This is a genomic window from Variovorax sp. GW823-FHT04B03 (assembly GCF_058796495.1).
The window spans coordinates 106,047-122,404 of sequence record NZ_JBXAIT010000004.1 but is presented as its reverse complement, the minus strand read 5'-3'; the positions used below and the strand labels follow the sequence as shown (position 1 = coordinate 122,404).

Genomic DNA, 16,358 nt, shown 5'->3' with positions numbered 1-16,358 from the left:
GAACCCCCAGACATGCGTGAAGCCATCCACCACCTCGAAGCCTCGAAGATCCGCGAAGTCGCGAATGCCGGCATGGGCCGCGACGACGTGCTCGCCTTCTGGTTCGGCGAGAGCGACGAGGTCACTCCCGAGGTGATCCGCCAGGCGGCCATCGAGTCGCTGCAGCGCGGCGAAACCTTCTACGCGCACAACCTCGGCCTGCCCGAGCTGCGCGAAGCCATCGCGCGCTACACCAGCCGCCTGCACCCGACGGTCGACGCCTCGCGCATCGCCGTCACCTCGGGCGGCGTGAGCGCGCTAATGCTCGCGGTGCAGGCGCTGGTCGACGCGGGCGACGACGTGGTCGCGGTCACGCCTGTGTGGCCCAACCTCACGGCACAGCCGGCGATCATGGGCGCGCAGGTGCGCACCGTGTCGCTGGTGCCGGTGAACGGGCAGTGGACGCTCGACCTGCCCGCGTTGCGCGAGGCGGTCACGCCGAAGACGAAGCTTCTGATCGTCAATGCACCGAACAACCCCACCGGCTGGACGATGACGCGCGACGAGCAGCAGGCCGTGCTCGACCATTGCCGCGAAACCGGCACCTGGATCCTGGCCGACGAGGTGTACGAGCGCCTGTACTTCGAGCCCACGCCGAACGGCTGCGCGCCGAGCTTCCTCGACATCTCGACGCCGGACGACCGCCTCGTCGTCACGCACAGCTTCTCGAAGAGCTTCCTCATGACCGGCTGGCGCCTCGGCTGGCTGGTGCTGCCGCCGGCGATGGTCGACGGCATCGGCAAGCTGATCGAGTTCAACACCTCGTGCGCCAGCGTGTTCACGCAGCGCGCCGCCATCGCGGCGCTGGAGCACACGGCGGACATCACGCCGCGCGTGGTCGCGCACCTGAAGCAGTGCCGCGACACGCTGGTGCCGCTGCTGGCGGCCGTGCCGGGCGTGCAGGTGGCGCCGGCCAAGGGCGGCATGTACGCCTTCTTCCGGCTCGAAGGCTTTGGCGATTCGCTCGAGCTCGCCAAGCGCCTGGTCGCCGAAGCGGGCCTGGGGCTCGCGCCGGGCAACGCCTTCGCGCCCGAGGCGCAGGGCTGGCTGCGCTGGTGCTTCGCATCGAAAGATCCGCAGCGGCTGGTGCAGGGCGTCGAGCGGCTGCGCGGCTGGCTGGCCAAGCAGGCGCGCTGAGGCTTTCCGGCATGGCGTCGAGGTCTGCGCCCGTCGATGCCGTGCGTATCCGCGGCTCGGCGCTGCCGGGACTGCAGGCGATCGCGGCCGAATCGAGTCGCAGCTTTCCGCGCCACATGCACGACGTGTTCGGCATCGGCGTGATGGACCGCGGCGGGCAGCGCTCGGCCAGCGGGCGCGGTGCGGTCGAGGCGGTGCGCGGCGATGTCATCACGGTGAATCCGGGCGAGGTGCACGACGGCGTCGCGATGCGCGGTGAGGCACGGGCCTGGCGCATGTTGCATCTGGCGCCTGCGCTGCTGTCGGACGGTGTGCCCCCGGGGTTCGAGCTGACGCGGCCGGTGCTGAGCGATCCGGCACTGCGGCAGGGCTTCGACCGGCTGTTCGTGGCCGTCGTCGAAGGCGACGACGCGCTGGCGCTGGAGCAGGGCGTGCTGCAACTGCTGCGCGATGCCCCCGGCGCGCGGGCTCCTGAATCGCCACGGCGCGTGGCGCCGGCAGCGATGGAGCGTGCGCGTGCACGCATCGCCGACGATTGCCTCCACGCGCCCACGCTCGCCGAACTGGCACGCGAGGCCGGCCTGAGCCGCTACCAGCTGCTGCGCGGCTTCGCGGCCGCCTTCGGGCTGCCGCCGCATGCCTGGCTGCAGCAATGCCGGTTGTCGCGCGCCCGCCGGCTGATCGCGCAGGGCAGGGCGCTGGCCGATGCCGCGGCCGGCGCGGGCTTCTCTGACCAGAGCCACATGACGCGGGTCTTCGTGCGCTTCCTGGGCTTCACGCCCGGGGCGTATGCGGCGGCGCGCTAGCTCGATTCCTGCAATTTCGTTCAAGACCGCCGTGCCCCTGGCGGGAGACGCTCGCGCTTTCTGCAAAACGGAAGGCGATCAGGATGTCGGAACGAAGCAAGGGAATGTGGCTGTGCGCGCTCGCGATGGTCACGGTCGGCAGCACGGTGGTCGCGAGCAAGCTCATCGCGAGCGGCTTGCCGCCGTTCACGGCGACCGCGCTGCGCTTTGCGCTGGCGCTGCCCGTGTTCGTGGCGCTGATGGGGTTCATGCGCGTGCGCTGGCCGCGCCCCGATCGCCACGACGCCGTGCTGCTGCTGTGCCAGGCGGCGGCGGGCAGCGTCGGCTACACGGTGCTGCTGATCCTGGGCGTGCGCTGGGCGCCGGCCGCCGACGCGGGCGTGGTGACCGGCACGCTGCCGGCGATGGCCGCGCTGGTGGCTGTGCTGGCGCTGCGCGAGCGGCCGGGGCGTTATCTGATCGGCGGGATCGTGCTCGCGAGCCTGGGCGTGCTGGCGATCACGCTGCGTCCGGGCGACGGAGGTGGCGAGCGCACGTCGACCGCGCTGCTCGGCAACCTGCTGGTGCTGGGGGCGGTGGCGCTCGAGTCGCTGTTCATCCTGCTCAACAAGCGGCTGCGCGTGCCGTTGGCGCCTCTCGTGCAATCGACCGCGATGGTGGCGCTGGGGCTGCTGCTGTCCGTGATCCCCGCGCTGCTGGAGCGCGCCTGGCTTCGGCCGGTGCCGGCCGAGGCGCTGGCCGGGGTGGCCTACTACGCGCTGGTGCCGACGGTGGCGGGTTTCCTGCTCTGGTACGCGGGCGCCGCCCGGCTGCGCGGTGCCGAGGCGGCGCTGTTCACGGCGCTGATGCCGGTGTCGGCGCTGGTCCTGGCGGCGTGGTGGCTGGGGGAGGCGGTGGGGTGGGCCCAGGTCGCCGGCGCCGCCTGCGTGCTGGGGGCGGTGGGGCTGGTTTCGCTTGACGGAAGGCGGCGAGAGGGAGTGGTCAAGCCGGCCGATGTATACTCCCAAAGCTTTGCATGCCGCAAGGCGCACGGTGAGGGCAGTTCCAGTGCTCACCGCAAGTCAAACATCCCGGAACAAGGAAATTCAACATGATCGCAGCCTCCATCAAGGCCGAAGTTGTCAAGGACAACGCCCGTGCAGCCAACGACACCGGCAGCCCCGAAGTGCAAGTCGCACTGCTGACCGCCCGTATCAACGAGCTGACCCCCCACTTCAAGACGCACGCCAAGGACCACCACGGTCGTCGCGGCCTGCTGCGCATGGTCAGCCGCCGTCGCAAGCTGCTCGACTACCTCAAGTCCAAGGACGCCGAGCGTTACACCGCGCTGATCGCCAAGCTGGGTCTGCGCAAGTAATTCGAATCGCATGAAAAAACGCCTGGGTTAGTCCGCTAGCTCAGGCGTTTTTTACTTCGCGATCCACTTTCGGAGTGCCCAACAGAGCGAAGCTGTGTCATTCCAATGAAGTTCGCCCCGAGCTTCGCTGGAATGGCATCGTGTTCTGAGCAGCCTCCGCCCCTTGCGAATCCTGTGTGATTCGCTATCAAAATAGGAGCAATAATGAGCCTCTTCAACAAAATCACCAAGTCCTTCCAATGGGGCGACAAGACTGTCGTCATGGAAACGGGTGAAATCGCCCGCCAGGCGACCGGCGCCGTGCTGGTCGACATCGACGGCACCGTGATCCTGGCGACCGTGGTCGCTTCCAAAACCGCCAAGCCCGGCCAGGACTTCTTCCCGCTGACCGTCGACTACATCGAGAAGACCTACGCCGCGGGCAAGATCCCCGGCAGCTTCTTCAAGCGCGAAGCCAAGCCCAGCGAACACGAAACCCTGACCAGCCGCCTGATCGACCGTCCGATCCGCCCGCTGTTCCCCGAAGGTTTCCTGAACGAAGTGCACGTGGTGATCCACACCGTGTCGCTGAACCCTGAAGTCGATGCCGACATCGCCGCCATGATCGGCGTGAGCGCCGCGCTGTCGATCTCCGGCATCCCGTTCAGCGGCCCGATCGGTGCCGCCCGCGTGGGCTACATCAACGGCCAGTACGTGCTGAATCCGGGCCCCACCGCCCGCAAGGATTCGCAGATGGACCTCGTCGTCGCCGGCACGCAAGCCGCCGTGCTGATGGTCGAATCCGAAGCCCAGCAACTCAGCGAAGAAATCATGCTGGGTGGCGTGGTGTTCGGTCACGAGCAAGCCAACATCGCGATCAACGCGATCCACGACCTCGTGCGCGACGCCGGCAAGCCGGAATGGCTCAAGGAAGGCACCTGGGTGCCTGAAGCCAAGGACGAAGACTTCATCGCCAAGATCAACGGCCTGGCCGAAGAAAAGCTGCGCGCCGTCTACCAGATCCGCAGCAAGCAAGCTCGCACGCAAGCCCTGCGCGAAGCCAATGCCAGCGTCTTCACGGCCCTGAAGGCCGAAGGCGCCGAGTTCGACGCCGGCAAGGTCAGCGACCTGCTGTTCGCGATCGAGTCGCGCATCGTGCGCGGCCAGATCCTGCAGGGCGAGCCGCGCATCGACGGCCGCGACACGCGCACCGTGCGCCCCATCGAAATCCGCAACTCGGTGCTGCCCCGCACCCACGGCTCGGCGCTGTTCACGCGCGGCGAGACGCAGGGCCTGGTCGTCACCACGCTCGGTACCGAGCGCGACGCACAGCGCATCGACGCGCTGGCCGGCGAGTACGAAGACCGCTTCCTGTTCCACTACAACATGCCTCCCTTTGCCACCGGTGAAGTGGGCCGCATGGGCTCCACCAAGCGCCGCGAAGTGGGCCACGGCCGTCTGGCCAAGCGCGCGCTCGTCGCCGTGCTGCCGACCAAGGAAGAATTCCCGTACACCATCCGCGTGGTGTCGGAAATCACCGAGTCGAACGGTTCCTCGTCGATGGCTTCGGTCTGCGGCGGCTGCCTCTCGATGATGGACGCCGGCGTGCCCATGAAGGCGCACGTGGCCGGTATCGCCATGGGCCTGATCAAGGAAGACAACCGCTTCGCGGTGCTGACCGACATCCTGGGCGACGAAGATCACCTGGGCGACATGGACTTCAAGGTGGCTGGCACGACCAACGGCATCACCGCGCTGCAGATGGACATCAAGATCCAGGGCATCACCAAGGAAATCATGCAGGTCGCACTGGCTCAGGCCAAGGAAGCGCGCATGCACATCCTGGGCAAGATGCAAGAAGCGATGGGCGAGGCCAAGGCCGACGTGTCGCAGTTCGCACCGCGCCTGACCACGCTGAAGATCAACCCCGAGAAGATCCGCGACGTGATCGGCAAGGGCGGCGCGGTCATCCGCGGCCTGCAGGAAGAAACCGGCACGACGATCAACATCGACGAAGACGGCACCATCACCATCGCCTCGACCGATCCGGAAAAGGCCGAATTCGCCAAGAAGCGCATCGAGCAGATCACCGCTGAAGTCGAAATCGGCAAGGTCTACGAAGGCCCGATCACCAAGATCCTGGACTTCGGCGCGCTGGTCAACCTGCTGCCCGGCAAGGACGGCCTGCTGCACATCAGCCAGATCGCGCACGAGCGCGTCGAGAAGGTGACCGACTACCTGAGCGAAGGCCAGATCGTGAAGGTCAAGGTTCTCGAGACCGACGAAAAGGGCCGCGTCAAGCTGTCCATGAAGGCCCTGACCGAGCGTCCGGCCGGCATGGAATACAGCGAGCGCCCGCCGCGCGAAGACCGTGGTGATCGCGGCGACCGTGGCGGCGACCGCCGCGAGCGTTCGGACCGTGGCGACCGCGGTGACCGCGGTGACCGCGGCGAGCGCGCACCGCGCTTCAACGACCAGCAGCAACAGCCCCGCGGCGAGCAGCAACAGCAGCCCGCCGGCGAGTCGCAGCAGCAAGGGCCGCGCGAACCGCAGGAGTAAGCAGTGAGGCGCGACGGCCTGTGCCGTCGCCTCTCGCGTGGACAGTGGTGATGCCCGCCCCGTGCGGGCATCCGAGCCTCGGAGACCCCCATGAAAGCCATTGAGATCACTTCGTACGGCGCCCCTGAGGTGCTGCGCGTCGCTGCACGTCCCGACCCGGTGGCGGGCGAGGGCGAGCTGCTGATCCGCGTGGCGGCCAGCGGCGTGAATCGCCCGGACGTGCTGCAGCGGATGGGGCACTACCCCGTGCCGCCCGGCGCCTCCGACCTGCCGGGCCTCGAAGTGGCCGGCGAGATCGTGTCGGGTGACGCCAAGGCGCTGGCCGATGCGGGCTTCCAGGTCGGCGACCGCGTGTGCGCGCTGGTGGCTGGTGGCGGCTATGCCGAGCTGTGCGTGGCGCCCGTGGCGCAATGCCTGCCGGTGCCCAAGGGCTGGAGCGATGTCGAGGCGGCTTCGCTGCCCGAGACCTTCTTCACCGTCTGGAGCAATGTGTTCGAGCGCGGCCGCCTGCAGAAGGGCGAGACCCTGCTGATCCAGGGTGGCTCCAGCGGCATCGGCGTCACGGCGATCCAGATCGCCAAGGCGCTCGGTGCGACCGTGATCGTCACGGCCGGCAGCGACGACAAGTGCGAAGCCTGCCTGAAACTCGGCGCCGACCACGCGATCAACTACCGCACGAGCGATTTTGTCGAAGTGGCGAAGCAGCTCACGGGCGGCAAGGGCGTGGATGTGGTGCTCGACATGGTGGCGGGCGACTACGTGGCGCGCGAGGTCGAGTGCCTAGCCGAAGACGGCCGGCTGGTGATCATTGCGGTGCAGGGCGGTGTGAAGAGTGAGATCAACGCGGGCCTCGTGCTGCGTCGTCGGCTCACGATCACCGGCTCGACGCTGCGTCCGCGGCCGGTGGCGTTCAAGGGCGCCATCGCCAAGGCTTTGCGTGAAAAGGTCTGGCCGTTGCTCGAAAGCGGCGCGGTCAAGCCCGTGATCCACAGCACCTATGCGGCAGCAGGTGAGCCCAGCGGCGCGGCCCAGGCTCACACGCTGATGGAATCGAACCAGCACATCGGCAAGATCGTGCTGACTTGGTGAGACGAACAACGCGATGACAACCTTCAAGAAACTGATTGCCGGCAACTGGAAGATGAATGGCGGTCTGGCCGCCAACGAGGCGCTGGTGAGGGCCCTGCAGCAAGGGCTGGCCGCCAGCCCTGCAGCATGCGGTGTCGCGCTGTGCGCGCCTGCGCCGTACTTCGCCCAGCTGCAATCGCTGCTGGCGGACACGCCGTCGCTGGCCCTCGGTGCGCAGGACATTTCGGCGCACCCGCAAGGTGCGTTCACCGGCGAGCAATCGGCTGCGATGCTGAAGGATTTCGGCGTGCGCTATGCCATCGTCGGCCATTCGGAGCGTCGCCAGTACCACGGCGAAACCGACGATGCCGTGGCCGCGAAGACGGCGGCGGCGCTGGCGAACGGCATCACGCCAATCGTCTGTGTCGGCGAGACGCTGGCAGAGCGCGAAGCAGGGCAGACCGAAGAGATCGTCAAGCGCCAGCTGGCTGCGGTGATCCATGTGAACGGCCATTGCATCAGCGAGATCGTCGTGGCCTACGAGCCGGTCTGGGCCATCGGCACGGGCAAGACGGCTTCGCCGGAGCAGGCGCAGGCGGTGCATGCCGTGCTGCGTGCGCAACTGCACCATGCCGCGAGCGAACACGCCGCGGGCATCAAGATTCTGTACGGCGGCAGCATGAACGCGGCGAATGCCGCCGAACTGCTGGCGCAGGCCGACATCGACGGCGGCCTCATCGGCGGCGCCTCGCTCAAGGCGCCCGACTTTCTGCAGATCATTTCTGCCGCTGCACGCTGATCGCGGCAACGGCAGCCATCACTTAGGAGTAAGAACGAATGAACGTGGTCCTCAATCTTCTGGTCGGCGTGCAAATGCTGGCGGCGCTGGCAATGATCGGCCTGATCCTGATCCAGCACGGCAAGGGTGCCGACATGGGCGCGGCCTTCGGCAGCGGCAGTGCAGGCAGCCTGTTCGGCGCCAGCGGCAGTGCCAACTTCCTCTCGCGCACGACGGCCGTGCTGGCTGCGGTGTTCTTCGCCTGCACGCTGCTGCTGGCCTACTTCAGCCACGCACGTCCTGCGGGCGGCGGCAGCCTGCTGGAGCGCGCAGCCGTGGGTGCGCCTGCTGTGCCGGTCGCTCCTGCGACGACTGGCGCTGCGGGCGAAATCCCCGCTGCGGCGGCACCTGCCAAGGCGGCTTCGGCGCCTGTGGCACCCGTTTCGGGCACCGGCCAGATTCCGGCCAAGTAATCAGGTTGTTTTCATGCAGCCGTTCGTGAGAAACGGCTTCATTTCAGGGTAAACTCTAAATCTGTTCAGAAAGCCAAATGCCTCAACGGCACCTCATGCCATCTGGACAGTTAAAAACCGCGGTCGTGGTGAAATTGGTAGACACGCTATCTTGAGGGGGTAGTGGCGAAAGCTGTGCGAGTTCGAGTCTCGCCGACCGCACCAAATCTCACCGACAGAAGATCTCTTTCCAGAGGCTCTTCTGTCGGTGGCAAGCGGTGAAAATTTCTCGATGAACCTCGATTCCTACCTTCCCGTCCTTTTGTTCATTTTGGTCGGGGTCGGCGTAGGCGTCGCCCCGCAAGTCATCGGATACATCCTCGGGCCCAATCGGCCCGACGCTGCGAAGAACGCGCCCTACGAGTGCGGCTTCGAAGCCTTCGAGGATGCGCGCATGAAGTTCGACGTGCGCTATTACCTCGTCGCGATTCTCTTCATCCTCTTCGATCTCGAGATTGCCTTTCTCTTTCCGTGGGCCATTGCGCTCAAGGAAATCGGCGCTGTTGGCTTCTGGGCCATGATGATCTTTCTCGCCATCCTCGTCGTGGGCTTCGTCTACGAGTGGAAAAAAGGCGCGCTCGACTGGGAATGACAAGGAAGCTACACGATGGCCATTGAAGGCGTTCTCAAAGAAGGCTTCGTCACCACGACCTACGACTCGGTCGTGAACTGGGCGAAGACCGGATCTCTCTGGCCGATGACGTTCGGCCTCGCATGCTGCGCGGTCGAAATGATGCACGCGGGCGCTGCCCGCTACGACATCGACCGTTTCGGCATGCTGTTCCGCCCCAGCCCGCGCCAGTCCGATCTGATGATCGTGGCCGGCACGCTGTGCAACAAGATGGCGCCGGCGCTGCGCAAGGTCTACGACCAGATGCCCGAGCCGCGCTGGGTGCTCTCGATGGGCTCCTGTGCGAATGGCGGCGGCTACTACCACTACAGCTATTCCGTGGTGCGTGGCTGCGACCGCATCGTGCCGGTCGACGTCTATGTGCCGGGTTGTCCGCCCACCGCTGAAGCACTGCTGTACGGCGTGATCCAGCTGCAGCAGAAGATTCGCCGCACCAACACCATTGCCCGCGCCTGAGAGATTGCCGACGATGACTGACTTTGCAATTTCGCCGGAGGTGCTGCGCGCCACCATCGCCGAGACACTCGGCGCCAAGGCCAAGAGCGTGACGGTTGCGCTTGAAGAAGTGACTGTCGTGGTCAGCGCCGCCGACTACATCGACGCGGCGCTGCTGTTGCGCGATGCGCCCGGTTGCCGTTTCGAACAGCTGATCGATCTGTGCGGCATGGACTATTCCGACTACCGCGAAGGCGAGTGGCAGGGCGAGCGCTATGGCGTCGTCTCGCACCTGCTTTCCGTGAGTCTCAACCAGCGCGTGCGCCTGAAGGTGTTCGCGACCAGCGAAGACCTGCCCGTGGTCGATTCGCTCCAGCCCGTGTGGAGCGCCGCCACGTGGTTCGAGCGCGAAGCCTTCGACCTGTACGGCATCGTGTTCGACGGCCACGACGACCTGCGCCGCATCCTGACCGACTACGGCTTCATCGGCCACCCGTTCCGCAAGGACTTCCCGGTGTCGGGTGACGTCGAAATGCGCTACGACGAAGAGCAGAAGCGCGTGGTCTACCAGCCGGTCTCGATCGAGCCGCGCGAAATCACGCCGCGCGTGATCCGCGAAGACAACTACGGCGGCGGTTTGCACTGACAGATATGGCCGAAATCAAGAACTACACACTCAACTTCGGTCCCCAGCACCCCGCAGCACACGGCGTGCTGCGCCTGGTGCTCGAGCTGGACGGCGAAGTGATCCAGCGTGCCGACCCCCACATCGGCCTGCTGCACCGTGCGACTGAGAAGCTCGCCGAATCGCGCACCTTCATCCAGTCGCTGCCCTACATGGACCGCCTCGACTACGTGTCGATGATGTCCAACGAGCACGCCTACTGCCTCGCCATCGAGCGGATGATGGGCCTGGATGTGCCGATCCGCGCGCAGTACATCCGCGTGATGTTCGCCGAGATCACCCGCCTGCTGAACCACCTGCTGTGGCTCGGCGCGCACGGTCTGGACTGCGGCGCGATGAACATGCTCATCTACTGCTTCCGCGAGCGTGAAGACCTGTTCGACATGTACGAAGCCGTGTCCGGCGCGCGCATGCACGCGGCGTACTTCCGTCCGGGTGGCGTCTACCGCGACCTGCCGGATTCGATGCCGCAGTACAAGGTCAGCAAGATCAAGAATGCGAAGGCCATCGAGAAGCTCAACGAGAACCGCCAGGGCTCGTTGCTCGACTTCATCGACGACTTCTGCAAGCGTTTCCCGAAGATGGTCGACGAGTACGAGACGCTGCTCACCGACAACCGCATCTGGAAGCAGCGCACCGTGGGCATCGGCGTGGTCACGCCGGAGCGCGCGCTGAACCTGGGCTTCACCGGCCCGATGCTGCGCGGCTCGGGCGTCGAATGGGATCTGCGCAAAAAGCAGCCCTACGACGTCTACGACCAGATGCAGTTCGACGTGCCCGTGGGCAAGACCGGCGACTGCTACGACCGCTACTTGGTCCGCGTGGAAGAAATGCGCCAGGCCAACAAGATCATCCAGCAGTGCTCGGCATGGCTGCGCGTGAATCCGGGTCCGGTCATCACCAGCAACCACAAGGTCGCAGCGCCCGCGCGCGAATCGATGAAGGCGAACATGGAGGAGCTGATCCACCATTTCAAGCTCTTCACCGAAGGCTTCCATGTGCCCGAAGGCGAGGCGTATGCCGCCGTCGAGCATCCCAAGGGCGAGTTCGGCATCTACCTCGTGAGCGACGGCGCCAACAAGCCGTACCGCCTGAAGATCCGCGCCCCGGGCTTCCCGCACCTCGCTGCCCTCGACGAAATGTCGCGCGGCCACATGATCGCCGACGCTGTCGCGGTGATCGGCACGATGGACATCGTGTTCGGCGAAATCGACAGGTGAGAAAGAGCGAATGACGACTTCCTCAACCCATCACCATGACGCAGCGCCCTCGGCGCCGCTGAAGGCTGCCATCCTCGAGCGCTTTGCGCGCGAGGTCGCGAAGTACCCCGAAGCCGGCAAGCAGTCGGCCGTGATGGCCTGCCTGGCCATCGTCCAGCAGGACGAAGGCTTCGTGAGCGTGCAGCGCGAGCGCGAGATCGCCGCCTACCTCGGCATGGCGCCCATCGCCGTGCACGAAGTGACGACCTTCTACAACATGTACAACCAGCATCCGGTGGGCAAGTTCAAGCTCAACGTGTGCACCAACCTGCCGTGCCAGCTGCGCGACGGCGTCACCGCGCTCGTGCACCTCGAGAAGAAGCTCGGCATCAAGATGGGCGAGACCACGGCCGACGGCCTGTTCACGCTGCAGCAGAGCGAATGCCTGGGCGCCTGCGCCGATTCGCCCGTGATGCTGGTCAACGACCGCACCATGTGCAGCTTCATGAGCAACGACAAGCTCGACCAGCTCATCGACGGTTTGCGCAGTGCCAAGCCAGGGGAGGCTTCGTGATGACGCCCGAACAGGTTCTCTCGCAATTCCAGGCCACCGGTGTCCAGACCTGCTTCCATGATCGCCACATCGGCGCTCAGATCTATGCAGGCCTGGACGGCACCAACTGGCACCTGGCCGACTACGAAGCGCGCGGCGGCTACCAGGCGCTGCGCAAGATCCTCACTGAGGGCCTCACGCCCGACCAGGTGATCGCCGAAGTGAAGGCCTCGGGCCTGCGCGGCCGCGGCGGCGCGGGTTTCCCGACCGGCCTGAAGTGGAGCTTCATGCCCCGCCAGTTCCCGGGCCAGAAGTACCTCGTCTGCAATTCGGACGAAGGCGAGCCCGGCACGTGCAAGGACCGCGACATCCTGCAGTTCAACCCGCACATCGTGATCGAAGGCATGGCCATCGCCGCGTATGCGATGGGCATCAGCGTGGGCTACAACTACATCCACGGCGAGATCTTCCAGAGCTACGACCGCTTCGAGGCCGCCCTCGAAGAGGCACGTGCCGCCGGCTACCTCGGCGACAAGATCATGGGCAGCACGTACAACTTCCAGTTGCACGCCGCCCATGGCTTCGGTGCCTACATCTGCGGCGAGGAAACCGCGCTGCTCGAATCGCTCGAAGGCAAGAAGGGCCAGCCGCGCTTCAAGCCGCCGTTCCCGGCCAGTTTCGGCCTGTACGGTAAGCCGACCACCATCAACAACACCGAGACCTTCGCGGCGGTGCCCTGGATCATCCGCAACGGCGGCCAGGCCTACCTCGAGTGCGGCAAGCCGAACAACGGCGGCACCAAGATCTACTCGGTGAGCGGCGACGTCGAGCTGCCCGGCAACTACGAAGTGCCGATGGGCACGCCGTTCTCCAAGCTGCTCGAACTGGCCGGCGGCGTGCGCAAGGGCCGCACGCTCAAGGCCGTGATCCCCGGCGGCTCATCGTCGCCGGTGCTGCCGGCCGACATCATGATGGCCTGCACCATGGACTACGACTCCATCGCCAAGGCCGGCTCCATGCTGGGTTCGGGCGCCGTGATCGTCATGGACGACACGCGCTCGATGGTCGAGTCGCTCAAGCGCCTCTCGTACTTCTACATGCATGAGTCCTGCGGCCAGTGCACCCCCTGCCGCGAAGGCACGGGCTGGCTCTACCGCGTGGTGGACCGCATCCACAACGGCCAGGGCAAGCCCAGCGACATGCAGCTGCTGGACTCCGTGGCCGGCGACATCATGGGCCGCACCATCTGTGCGCTCGGCGATGCGGCAGCCATGCCCGTGCGCGCCATGATCAAGCACTTCCGCCATGAGTTCGAGGCCCTGATCCCGGGCCACGTCCCGACGGCGCCCGTCAAGGCCTGAGTGCGAGAAGAAACACAGACATGATCGAAATCGAACTCGACGGCAAGAAGGTCGAAGTGACCGAAGGCAGCATGGTGATGCATGCGGCCGAAAAGGCGGGCACCTACATCCCGCACTTCTGCTATCACAAGAAACTCAGCATCGCGGCCAACTGCCGCATGTGCCTGGTCGACGTGGAAAAGGCGCCCAAGCCGATGCCGGCCTGCGCCACGCCCGTCACGCAGGGCATGATCGTTCGCACCAAGAGCGACAAGGCCATCAAGGCCCAGCAGTCCGTCATGGAGTTCCTGCTGATCAACCACCCACTGGATTGCCCCATCTGCGACCAGGGCGGCGAATGCCAGCTGCAGGACTTGGCCGTGGGCTACGGCGGCTCTTCTTCGCGTTACGAAGAAGAAAAGCGCGTCGTGTTCCACAAGGACGTCGGCCCGCTGATCAGCATGGAAGAAATGAGCCGCTGCATCCACTGCACGCGCTGCGTCCGTTTCGGCCAGGAAGTGGCCGGCGTGATGGAGCTGGGCATGTCGCACCGCGGCGAGCACTCCGAAATCGAAACCTTCCTCGGCGACTCGGTCGACTCCGAGCTGTCGGGCAACATGATCGACATCTGCCCGGTCGGCGCGCTCACGAGCAAGCCGTTCCGCTACAGCGCCCGCACCTGGGAACTGTCGCGCCGCAAGTCGGTGAGCCCGCACGATTCCACCGGTGCCAACCTGATCGTCCAGGTCAAGAACAACCGCGTCATGCGCGTGGTGCCGCTCGAGAACGAAGACGTCAACGAATGCTGGATCGCCGACCGCGACCGCTTCTCGTACGAAGCGCTCAACGGCACGGAACGTCTGACGCAGCCCATGCTGAAGCAGGGCGGCCAATGGCAGCAGGTCGACTGGCAGACGGCGCTCGAGTACGTCGCCAACGGCCTCAAGCAGATCAAGACCGACCACGGTGCGCAAAGCATCGGCACGCTGGTCAGCCCGCACAGCACGCTCGAAGAGCTGCAACTCGCCGCCATGCTCACGCGTGAACTCGGCAGCGACAACATCGACTACCGCCTGCGCAATGCCGAATTCACGGCCTTCGAAGGCGTGCGTTGGCTCGGCACTTCGATCGCTTCGCTCACGCAAGTGCAGCGCGCGCTGGTCGTCGGTTCGAACCTCCGCAAGGAACACCCGCTGTTTGCGCAGCGCATCCGCCAGGCCGTGCGCAAGGGCGCCGCGCTGTCGGTGATCACCTCGTCCAGCCTCATGGCCGACCGCGGTGCCTGGGCCATCGACGTGGCGCAAGCGGCCATCGTCGAAGCCGACCAGTGGGTCGAGGCGCTGGCCGCCGTGGCCGCTGCCATCGCCCAGACCAACGGTGCCGCCGCGCCGCTGGCACCGAAGAACGCGCCCGACGCCGCCGCGCAAGCCATCGCAGCCTCGCTGCTGAGCGGCGAACGCAAGGCCATCCTGCTCGGCAATGCCGCCGCGCACCACGCACAAGCCAGCAGCCTGCTGGCCCTCGCGAACTGGATCGGCGCACAGACCGGCGCCACCGTCGGCTACTTGACCGAAGCGGGCAACACCGTGGGCGCACAGCTCGTCGGCGCCTTCCCGCAAAACGGCGGCCTCGATGCCGGCCGCATGCTCGCCGCCGGCTCCGGCCTGAAGGCCGTGCTGCTGCTGAACACCGAGCCGGTGTTCGACTCGGCCGCCGGTGCTGCCGCCGCCGATGTCATCGGCAATGCGCAGATGGTGGTCACGCTGAGCCCCTTCAAGGCCAACCTCGAGTTCAGCGACGTGCTGCTGCCCATCGCCCCGTTCACCGAAACGCCCGGCACCTTCGTCAATGCCGAAGGCCGCGTGCAGGGTTTCCATGCCGTCGTGAAGCCGCAAGGCGAAACGCGTCCGGCGTGGAAGGTGCTGCGCGTGCTGGCGAACCTGCTCGGCCTGCCGGGCTTCGCCTTCGAATCGACCGCCGAGGTGCTGGCCACCGTCGGTGACAAGGGCACCGTGCCGGCGAATGCGCTGAGCAACGCCACCTCTGCCAAGGCCGTCGCGGCCAGCGGCGCCGTGACTGCGCCCGTGGTCGCGAGCATCTACCAGCTCGACTCGATCGTGCGCCGCGCACCGTCGCTGCAGCTGACCGCCGACGCGCGCAACAGCGCACCGGCCGCACCCGCTCGTGCCGAGGAGGCCCTGGCATGATCGACGCAATTCATGGCTTCGGCCAGGGGCTGGTCGCCGCAGGCTGGTGGACGTCCGTCGTCTGGCCCGTGGTCTGGACGCTGATCAAGATCATCGTCGTCGTGATCCCGCTGATGCTGGCCGTGGCGTACCTCACGCTGTGGGAACGCAAGGCCATCGGCTTCACGCAGATCCGCGTGGGCCCGAACCGCATCGGGCCGCTGGGCCTGCTGCAGCCGATCGCCGACGCGCTCAAGCTGATGACCAAGGAAATCATCCTTCCGACGGTCGCCAACAAGGGCCTGTTCCTGCTCGGTCCCATCATGACCATCATGCCGGCGCTGGCCGCATGGGCCGTGATTCCCTTCGGCCCCGACGTGGCGCTGGCCAACATCAACGCCGGCCTGCTGTTCGTGATGGCCATCACCTCGCTTGAGGTGTACGGCGTGATCATCGCCGGCTGGGCCTCGAACTCGAAGTACGCCTTCCTGGGCGCGCTGCGCGCCTCGGCACAGATGGTGAGCTACGAAATCGCGATGGGCTTCTGCTTCGTCGTGGTGCTGATGGTCACGGGCAGCCTGAACATGTCCGACATCGTGACAGTGCAGGGCAAGGGCATGTTCCAAGACATGGGCATTGGCTTCCTGTCGTGGAACTGGCTGCCGCTGCTGCCGATCTTCGTCGTGTACTTCATCTCGGGTCTCGCCGAAACCAACCGCCACCCGTTCGACGTGGTGGAAGGCGAATCCGAAATCGTGGCCGGCCACATGATCGAGTACTCGGGCATGAGCTTCGCGATGTTCTTCCTGGCCGAGTACGCCAACATGTGGCTCGTCTCGATCCTGACCGTGGTGCTGTTCCTCGGTGGATGGCTGCCGCCGTTCGAGTTCCTGAGCTTCATTCCGGGCTGGATCTGGCTGGGCCTGAAGACCTTCTGCGTGGTCACCATGTTCCTGTGGGTGCGCTCGACGTTCCCGCGCTTCCGCTACGACCAGATCATGCGTCTGGGCTGGAAGATCTTCATTCCCGTCACCCTGGTGTGGCTGGTCGTGGTCGGTGGCTGGATGCAGACGCCGTTCAACATCTGGAAATAA

The 16,358-nt window shown here is 65.9% G+C and carries 15 protein-coding genes, 1 tRNA gene and 1 pseudogene; all 17 read left to right on the top strand.

The features are described from left to right. Positions 1-6 precede the first annotated feature (6 nt). Positions 7-1,176 (top strand): annotated as a pseudogene (locus AC1RAD_RS17935) (pyridoxal phosphate-dependent aminotransferase); the annotation flags it as partial. Between the two features lie 11 nt (positions 1,177-1,187). After that, a complete protein-coding gene (locus AC1RAD_RS17930; RefSeq protein WP_487848383.1) occupies positions 1,188-1,982 on the top strand; it encodes a helix-turn-helix transcriptional regulator in 795 nt (264 codons plus the stop codon). An 83-nt stretch (positions 1,983-2,065) separates the two neighbouring features. Continuing rightward, positions 2,066-3,076, top strand: a complete 1,011-nt coding sequence (locus AC1RAD_RS17925; protein ID WP_492736346.1) for a DMT family transporter — start codon at positions 2,066-2,068, stop codon at positions 3,074-3,076. Beyond that, a complete protein-coding gene (gene rpsO, locus AC1RAD_RS17920; RefSeq protein WP_056579564.1) occupies positions 3,073-3,339 on the top strand; it encodes a 30S ribosomal protein S15 in 267 nt (88 codons plus the stop codon). Before AC1RAD_RS17925 ends, rpsO begins: the two co-directional genes overlap by 4 nt. 204 nt (positions 3,340-3,543) lie before the next feature. Continuing rightward, entirely contained in the window at positions 3,544-5,877 is a 2,334-nt protein-coding gene (gene pnp / locus AC1RAD_RS17915; protein WP_492736344.1) for a polyribonucleotide nucleotidyltransferase, read from the top strand. Between the two features lie 90 nt (positions 5,878-5,967). Further along, positions 5,968-6,966, top strand: coding sequence for an NAD(P)H-quinone oxidoreductase (locus AC1RAD_RS17910; protein WP_159276094.1), 999 nt, complete (start codon positions 5,968-5,970; stop codon positions 6,964-6,966). 13 nt (positions 6,967-6,979) lie between these two features. Further along, entirely contained in the window at positions 6,980-7,744 is a 765-nt protein-coding gene (gene tpiA / locus AC1RAD_RS17905) for a triose-phosphate isomerase (RefSeq protein ID WP_492736341.1), read from the top strand. A 38-nt stretch (positions 7,745-7,782) separates the two neighbouring features. Next, on the top strand, positions 7,783-8,196 hold the full coding sequence (secG, locus tag AC1RAD_RS17900) for a preprotein translocase subunit SecG (protein WP_062475415.1): 414 nt from the start codon (positions 7,783-7,785) through the stop codon (positions 8,194-8,196). Between the two features lie 119 nt (positions 8,197-8,315). Beyond that, positions 8,316-8,400 (top strand) — tRNA-Leu (locus AC1RAD_RS17895). A 67-nt stretch (positions 8,401-8,467) separates the two neighbouring features. Next, the gene (locus AC1RAD_RS17890; protein WP_055805154.1) at positions 8,468-8,827 is read left to right on the top strand and encodes an NADH-quinone oxidoreductase subunit A; all 360 of its coding nucleotides are present in this window, start codon (positions 8,468-8,470) and stop codon (positions 8,825-8,827) included. 15 nt (positions 8,828-8,842) lie between these two features. Continuing rightward, complete coding sequence (locus AC1RAD_RS17885; RefSeq protein ID WP_007837763.1) at positions 8,843-9,322, top strand: NuoB/complex I 20 kDa subunit family protein; 480 nt, start codon at positions 8,843-8,845, stop codon at positions 9,320-9,322. A 13-nt stretch (positions 9,323-9,335) separates the two neighbouring features. Then, positions 9,336-9,947, top strand: coding sequence for an NADH-quinone oxidoreductase subunit C (locus AC1RAD_RS17880; RefSeq protein ID WP_492736339.1), 612 nt, complete (start codon positions 9,336-9,338; stop codon positions 9,945-9,947). A 5-nt stretch (positions 9,948-9,952) separates the two neighbouring features. Next, on the top strand, positions 9,953-11,206 hold the full coding sequence (locus AC1RAD_RS17875) for an NADH-quinone oxidoreductase subunit D (protein WP_062475408.1): 1,254 nt from the start codon (positions 9,953-9,955) through the stop codon (positions 11,204-11,206). Between the two features lie 10 nt (positions 11,207-11,216). Next, positions 11,217-11,759: an NADH-quinone oxidoreductase subunit NuoE family protein gene (locus tag AC1RAD_RS17870; RefSeq protein ID WP_062475406.1), complete on the top strand. Its 543-nt coding sequence runs from the start codon at positions 11,217-11,219 to the stop codon at positions 11,757-11,759. Next, positions 11,759-13,099, top strand: a complete 1,341-nt coding sequence (gene nuoF / locus AC1RAD_RS17865) for an NADH-quinone oxidoreductase subunit NuoF (RefSeq protein ID WP_070063112.1) — start codon at positions 11,759-11,761, stop codon at positions 13,097-13,099. The genes AC1RAD_RS17870 and nuoF overlap by 1 nt, the downstream gene beginning before the upstream one ends. Before the next feature lie 20 nt (positions 13,100-13,119). Next, positions 13,120-15,285: an NADH-quinone oxidoreductase subunit NuoG gene (gene nuoG, locus AC1RAD_RS17860; protein ID WP_492736337.1), complete on the top strand. Its 2,166-nt coding sequence runs from the start codon at positions 13,120-13,122 to the stop codon at positions 15,283-15,285. Continuing rightward, entirely contained in the window at positions 15,282-16,358 is a 1,077-nt protein-coding gene (nuoH, locus tag AC1RAD_RS17855; RefSeq protein ID WP_095949076.1) for an NADH-quinone oxidoreductase subunit NuoH, read from the top strand. Before nuoG ends, nuoH begins: the two co-directional genes overlap by 4 nt.

What these genes read in the sequence shown, in the direction of transcription:
- pnp (WP_492736344.1), top strand. Translation starts at nt 3,544, where the DNA reads ATGAGCCTCTTCAACAAAATCACCAAGTCCTTCCAATGGGGCGACAAG.
- nuoH (WP_095949076.1), top strand. Translation starts at nt 15,282, where the DNA reads ATGATCGACGCAATTCATGGCTTCGGCCAGGGGCTGGTCGCCGCAGGC.
- AC1RAD_RS17910 (WP_159276094.1), top strand. Translation starts at nt 5,968, where the DNA reads ATGAAAGCCATTGAGATCACTTCGTACGGCGCCCCTGAGGTGCTGCGC.
- AC1RAD_RS17870 (WP_062475406.1), top strand. Translation starts at nt 11,217, where the DNA reads ATGACGACTTCCTCAACCCATCACCATGACGCAGCGCCCTCGGCGCCG.
- AC1RAD_RS17885 (WP_007837763.1), top strand. Translation starts at nt 8,843, where the DNA reads ATGGCCATTGAAGGCGTTCTCAAAGAAGGCTTCGTCACCACGACCTAC.
- AC1RAD_RS17875 (WP_062475408.1), top strand. Translation starts at nt 9,953, where the DNA reads ATGGCCGAAATCAAGAACTACACACTCAACTTCGGTCCCCAGCACCCC.
- AC1RAD_RS17930 (WP_487848383.1), top strand. Translation starts at nt 1,188, where the DNA reads ATGGCGTCGAGGTCTGCGCCCGTCGATGCCGTGCGTATCCGCGGCTCG.
- rpsO (WP_056579564.1), top strand. Translation starts at nt 3,073, where the DNA reads ATGATCGCAGCCTCCATCAAGGCCGAAGTTGTCAAGGACAACGCCCGT.
- nuoF (WP_070063112.1), top strand. Translation starts at nt 11,759, where the DNA reads ATGACGCCCGAACAGGTTCTCTCGCAATTCCAGGCCACCGGTGTCCAG.
- secG (WP_062475415.1), top strand. Translation starts at nt 7,783, where the DNA reads ATGAACGTGGTCCTCAATCTTCTGGTCGGCGTGCAAATGCTGGCGGCG.
- AC1RAD_RS17925 (WP_492736346.1), top strand. Translation starts at nt 2,066, where the DNA reads ATGTCGGAACGAAGCAAGGGAATGTGGCTGTGCGCGCTCGCGATGGTC.
- AC1RAD_RS17880 (WP_492736339.1), top strand. Translation starts at nt 9,336, where the DNA reads ATGACTGACTTTGCAATTTCGCCGGAGGTGCTGCGCGCCACCATCGCC.
- nuoG (WP_492736337.1), top strand. Translation starts at nt 13,120, where the DNA reads ATGATCGAAATCGAACTCGACGGCAAGAAGGTCGAAGTGACCGAAGGC.
- tpiA (WP_492736341.1), top strand. Translation starts at nt 6,980, where the DNA reads ATGACAACCTTCAAGAAACTGATTGCCGGCAACTGGAAGATGAATGGC.
- AC1RAD_RS17890 (WP_055805154.1), top strand. Translation starts at nt 8,468, where the DNA reads ATGAACCTCGATTCCTACCTTCCCGTCCTTTTGTTCATTTTGGTCGGG.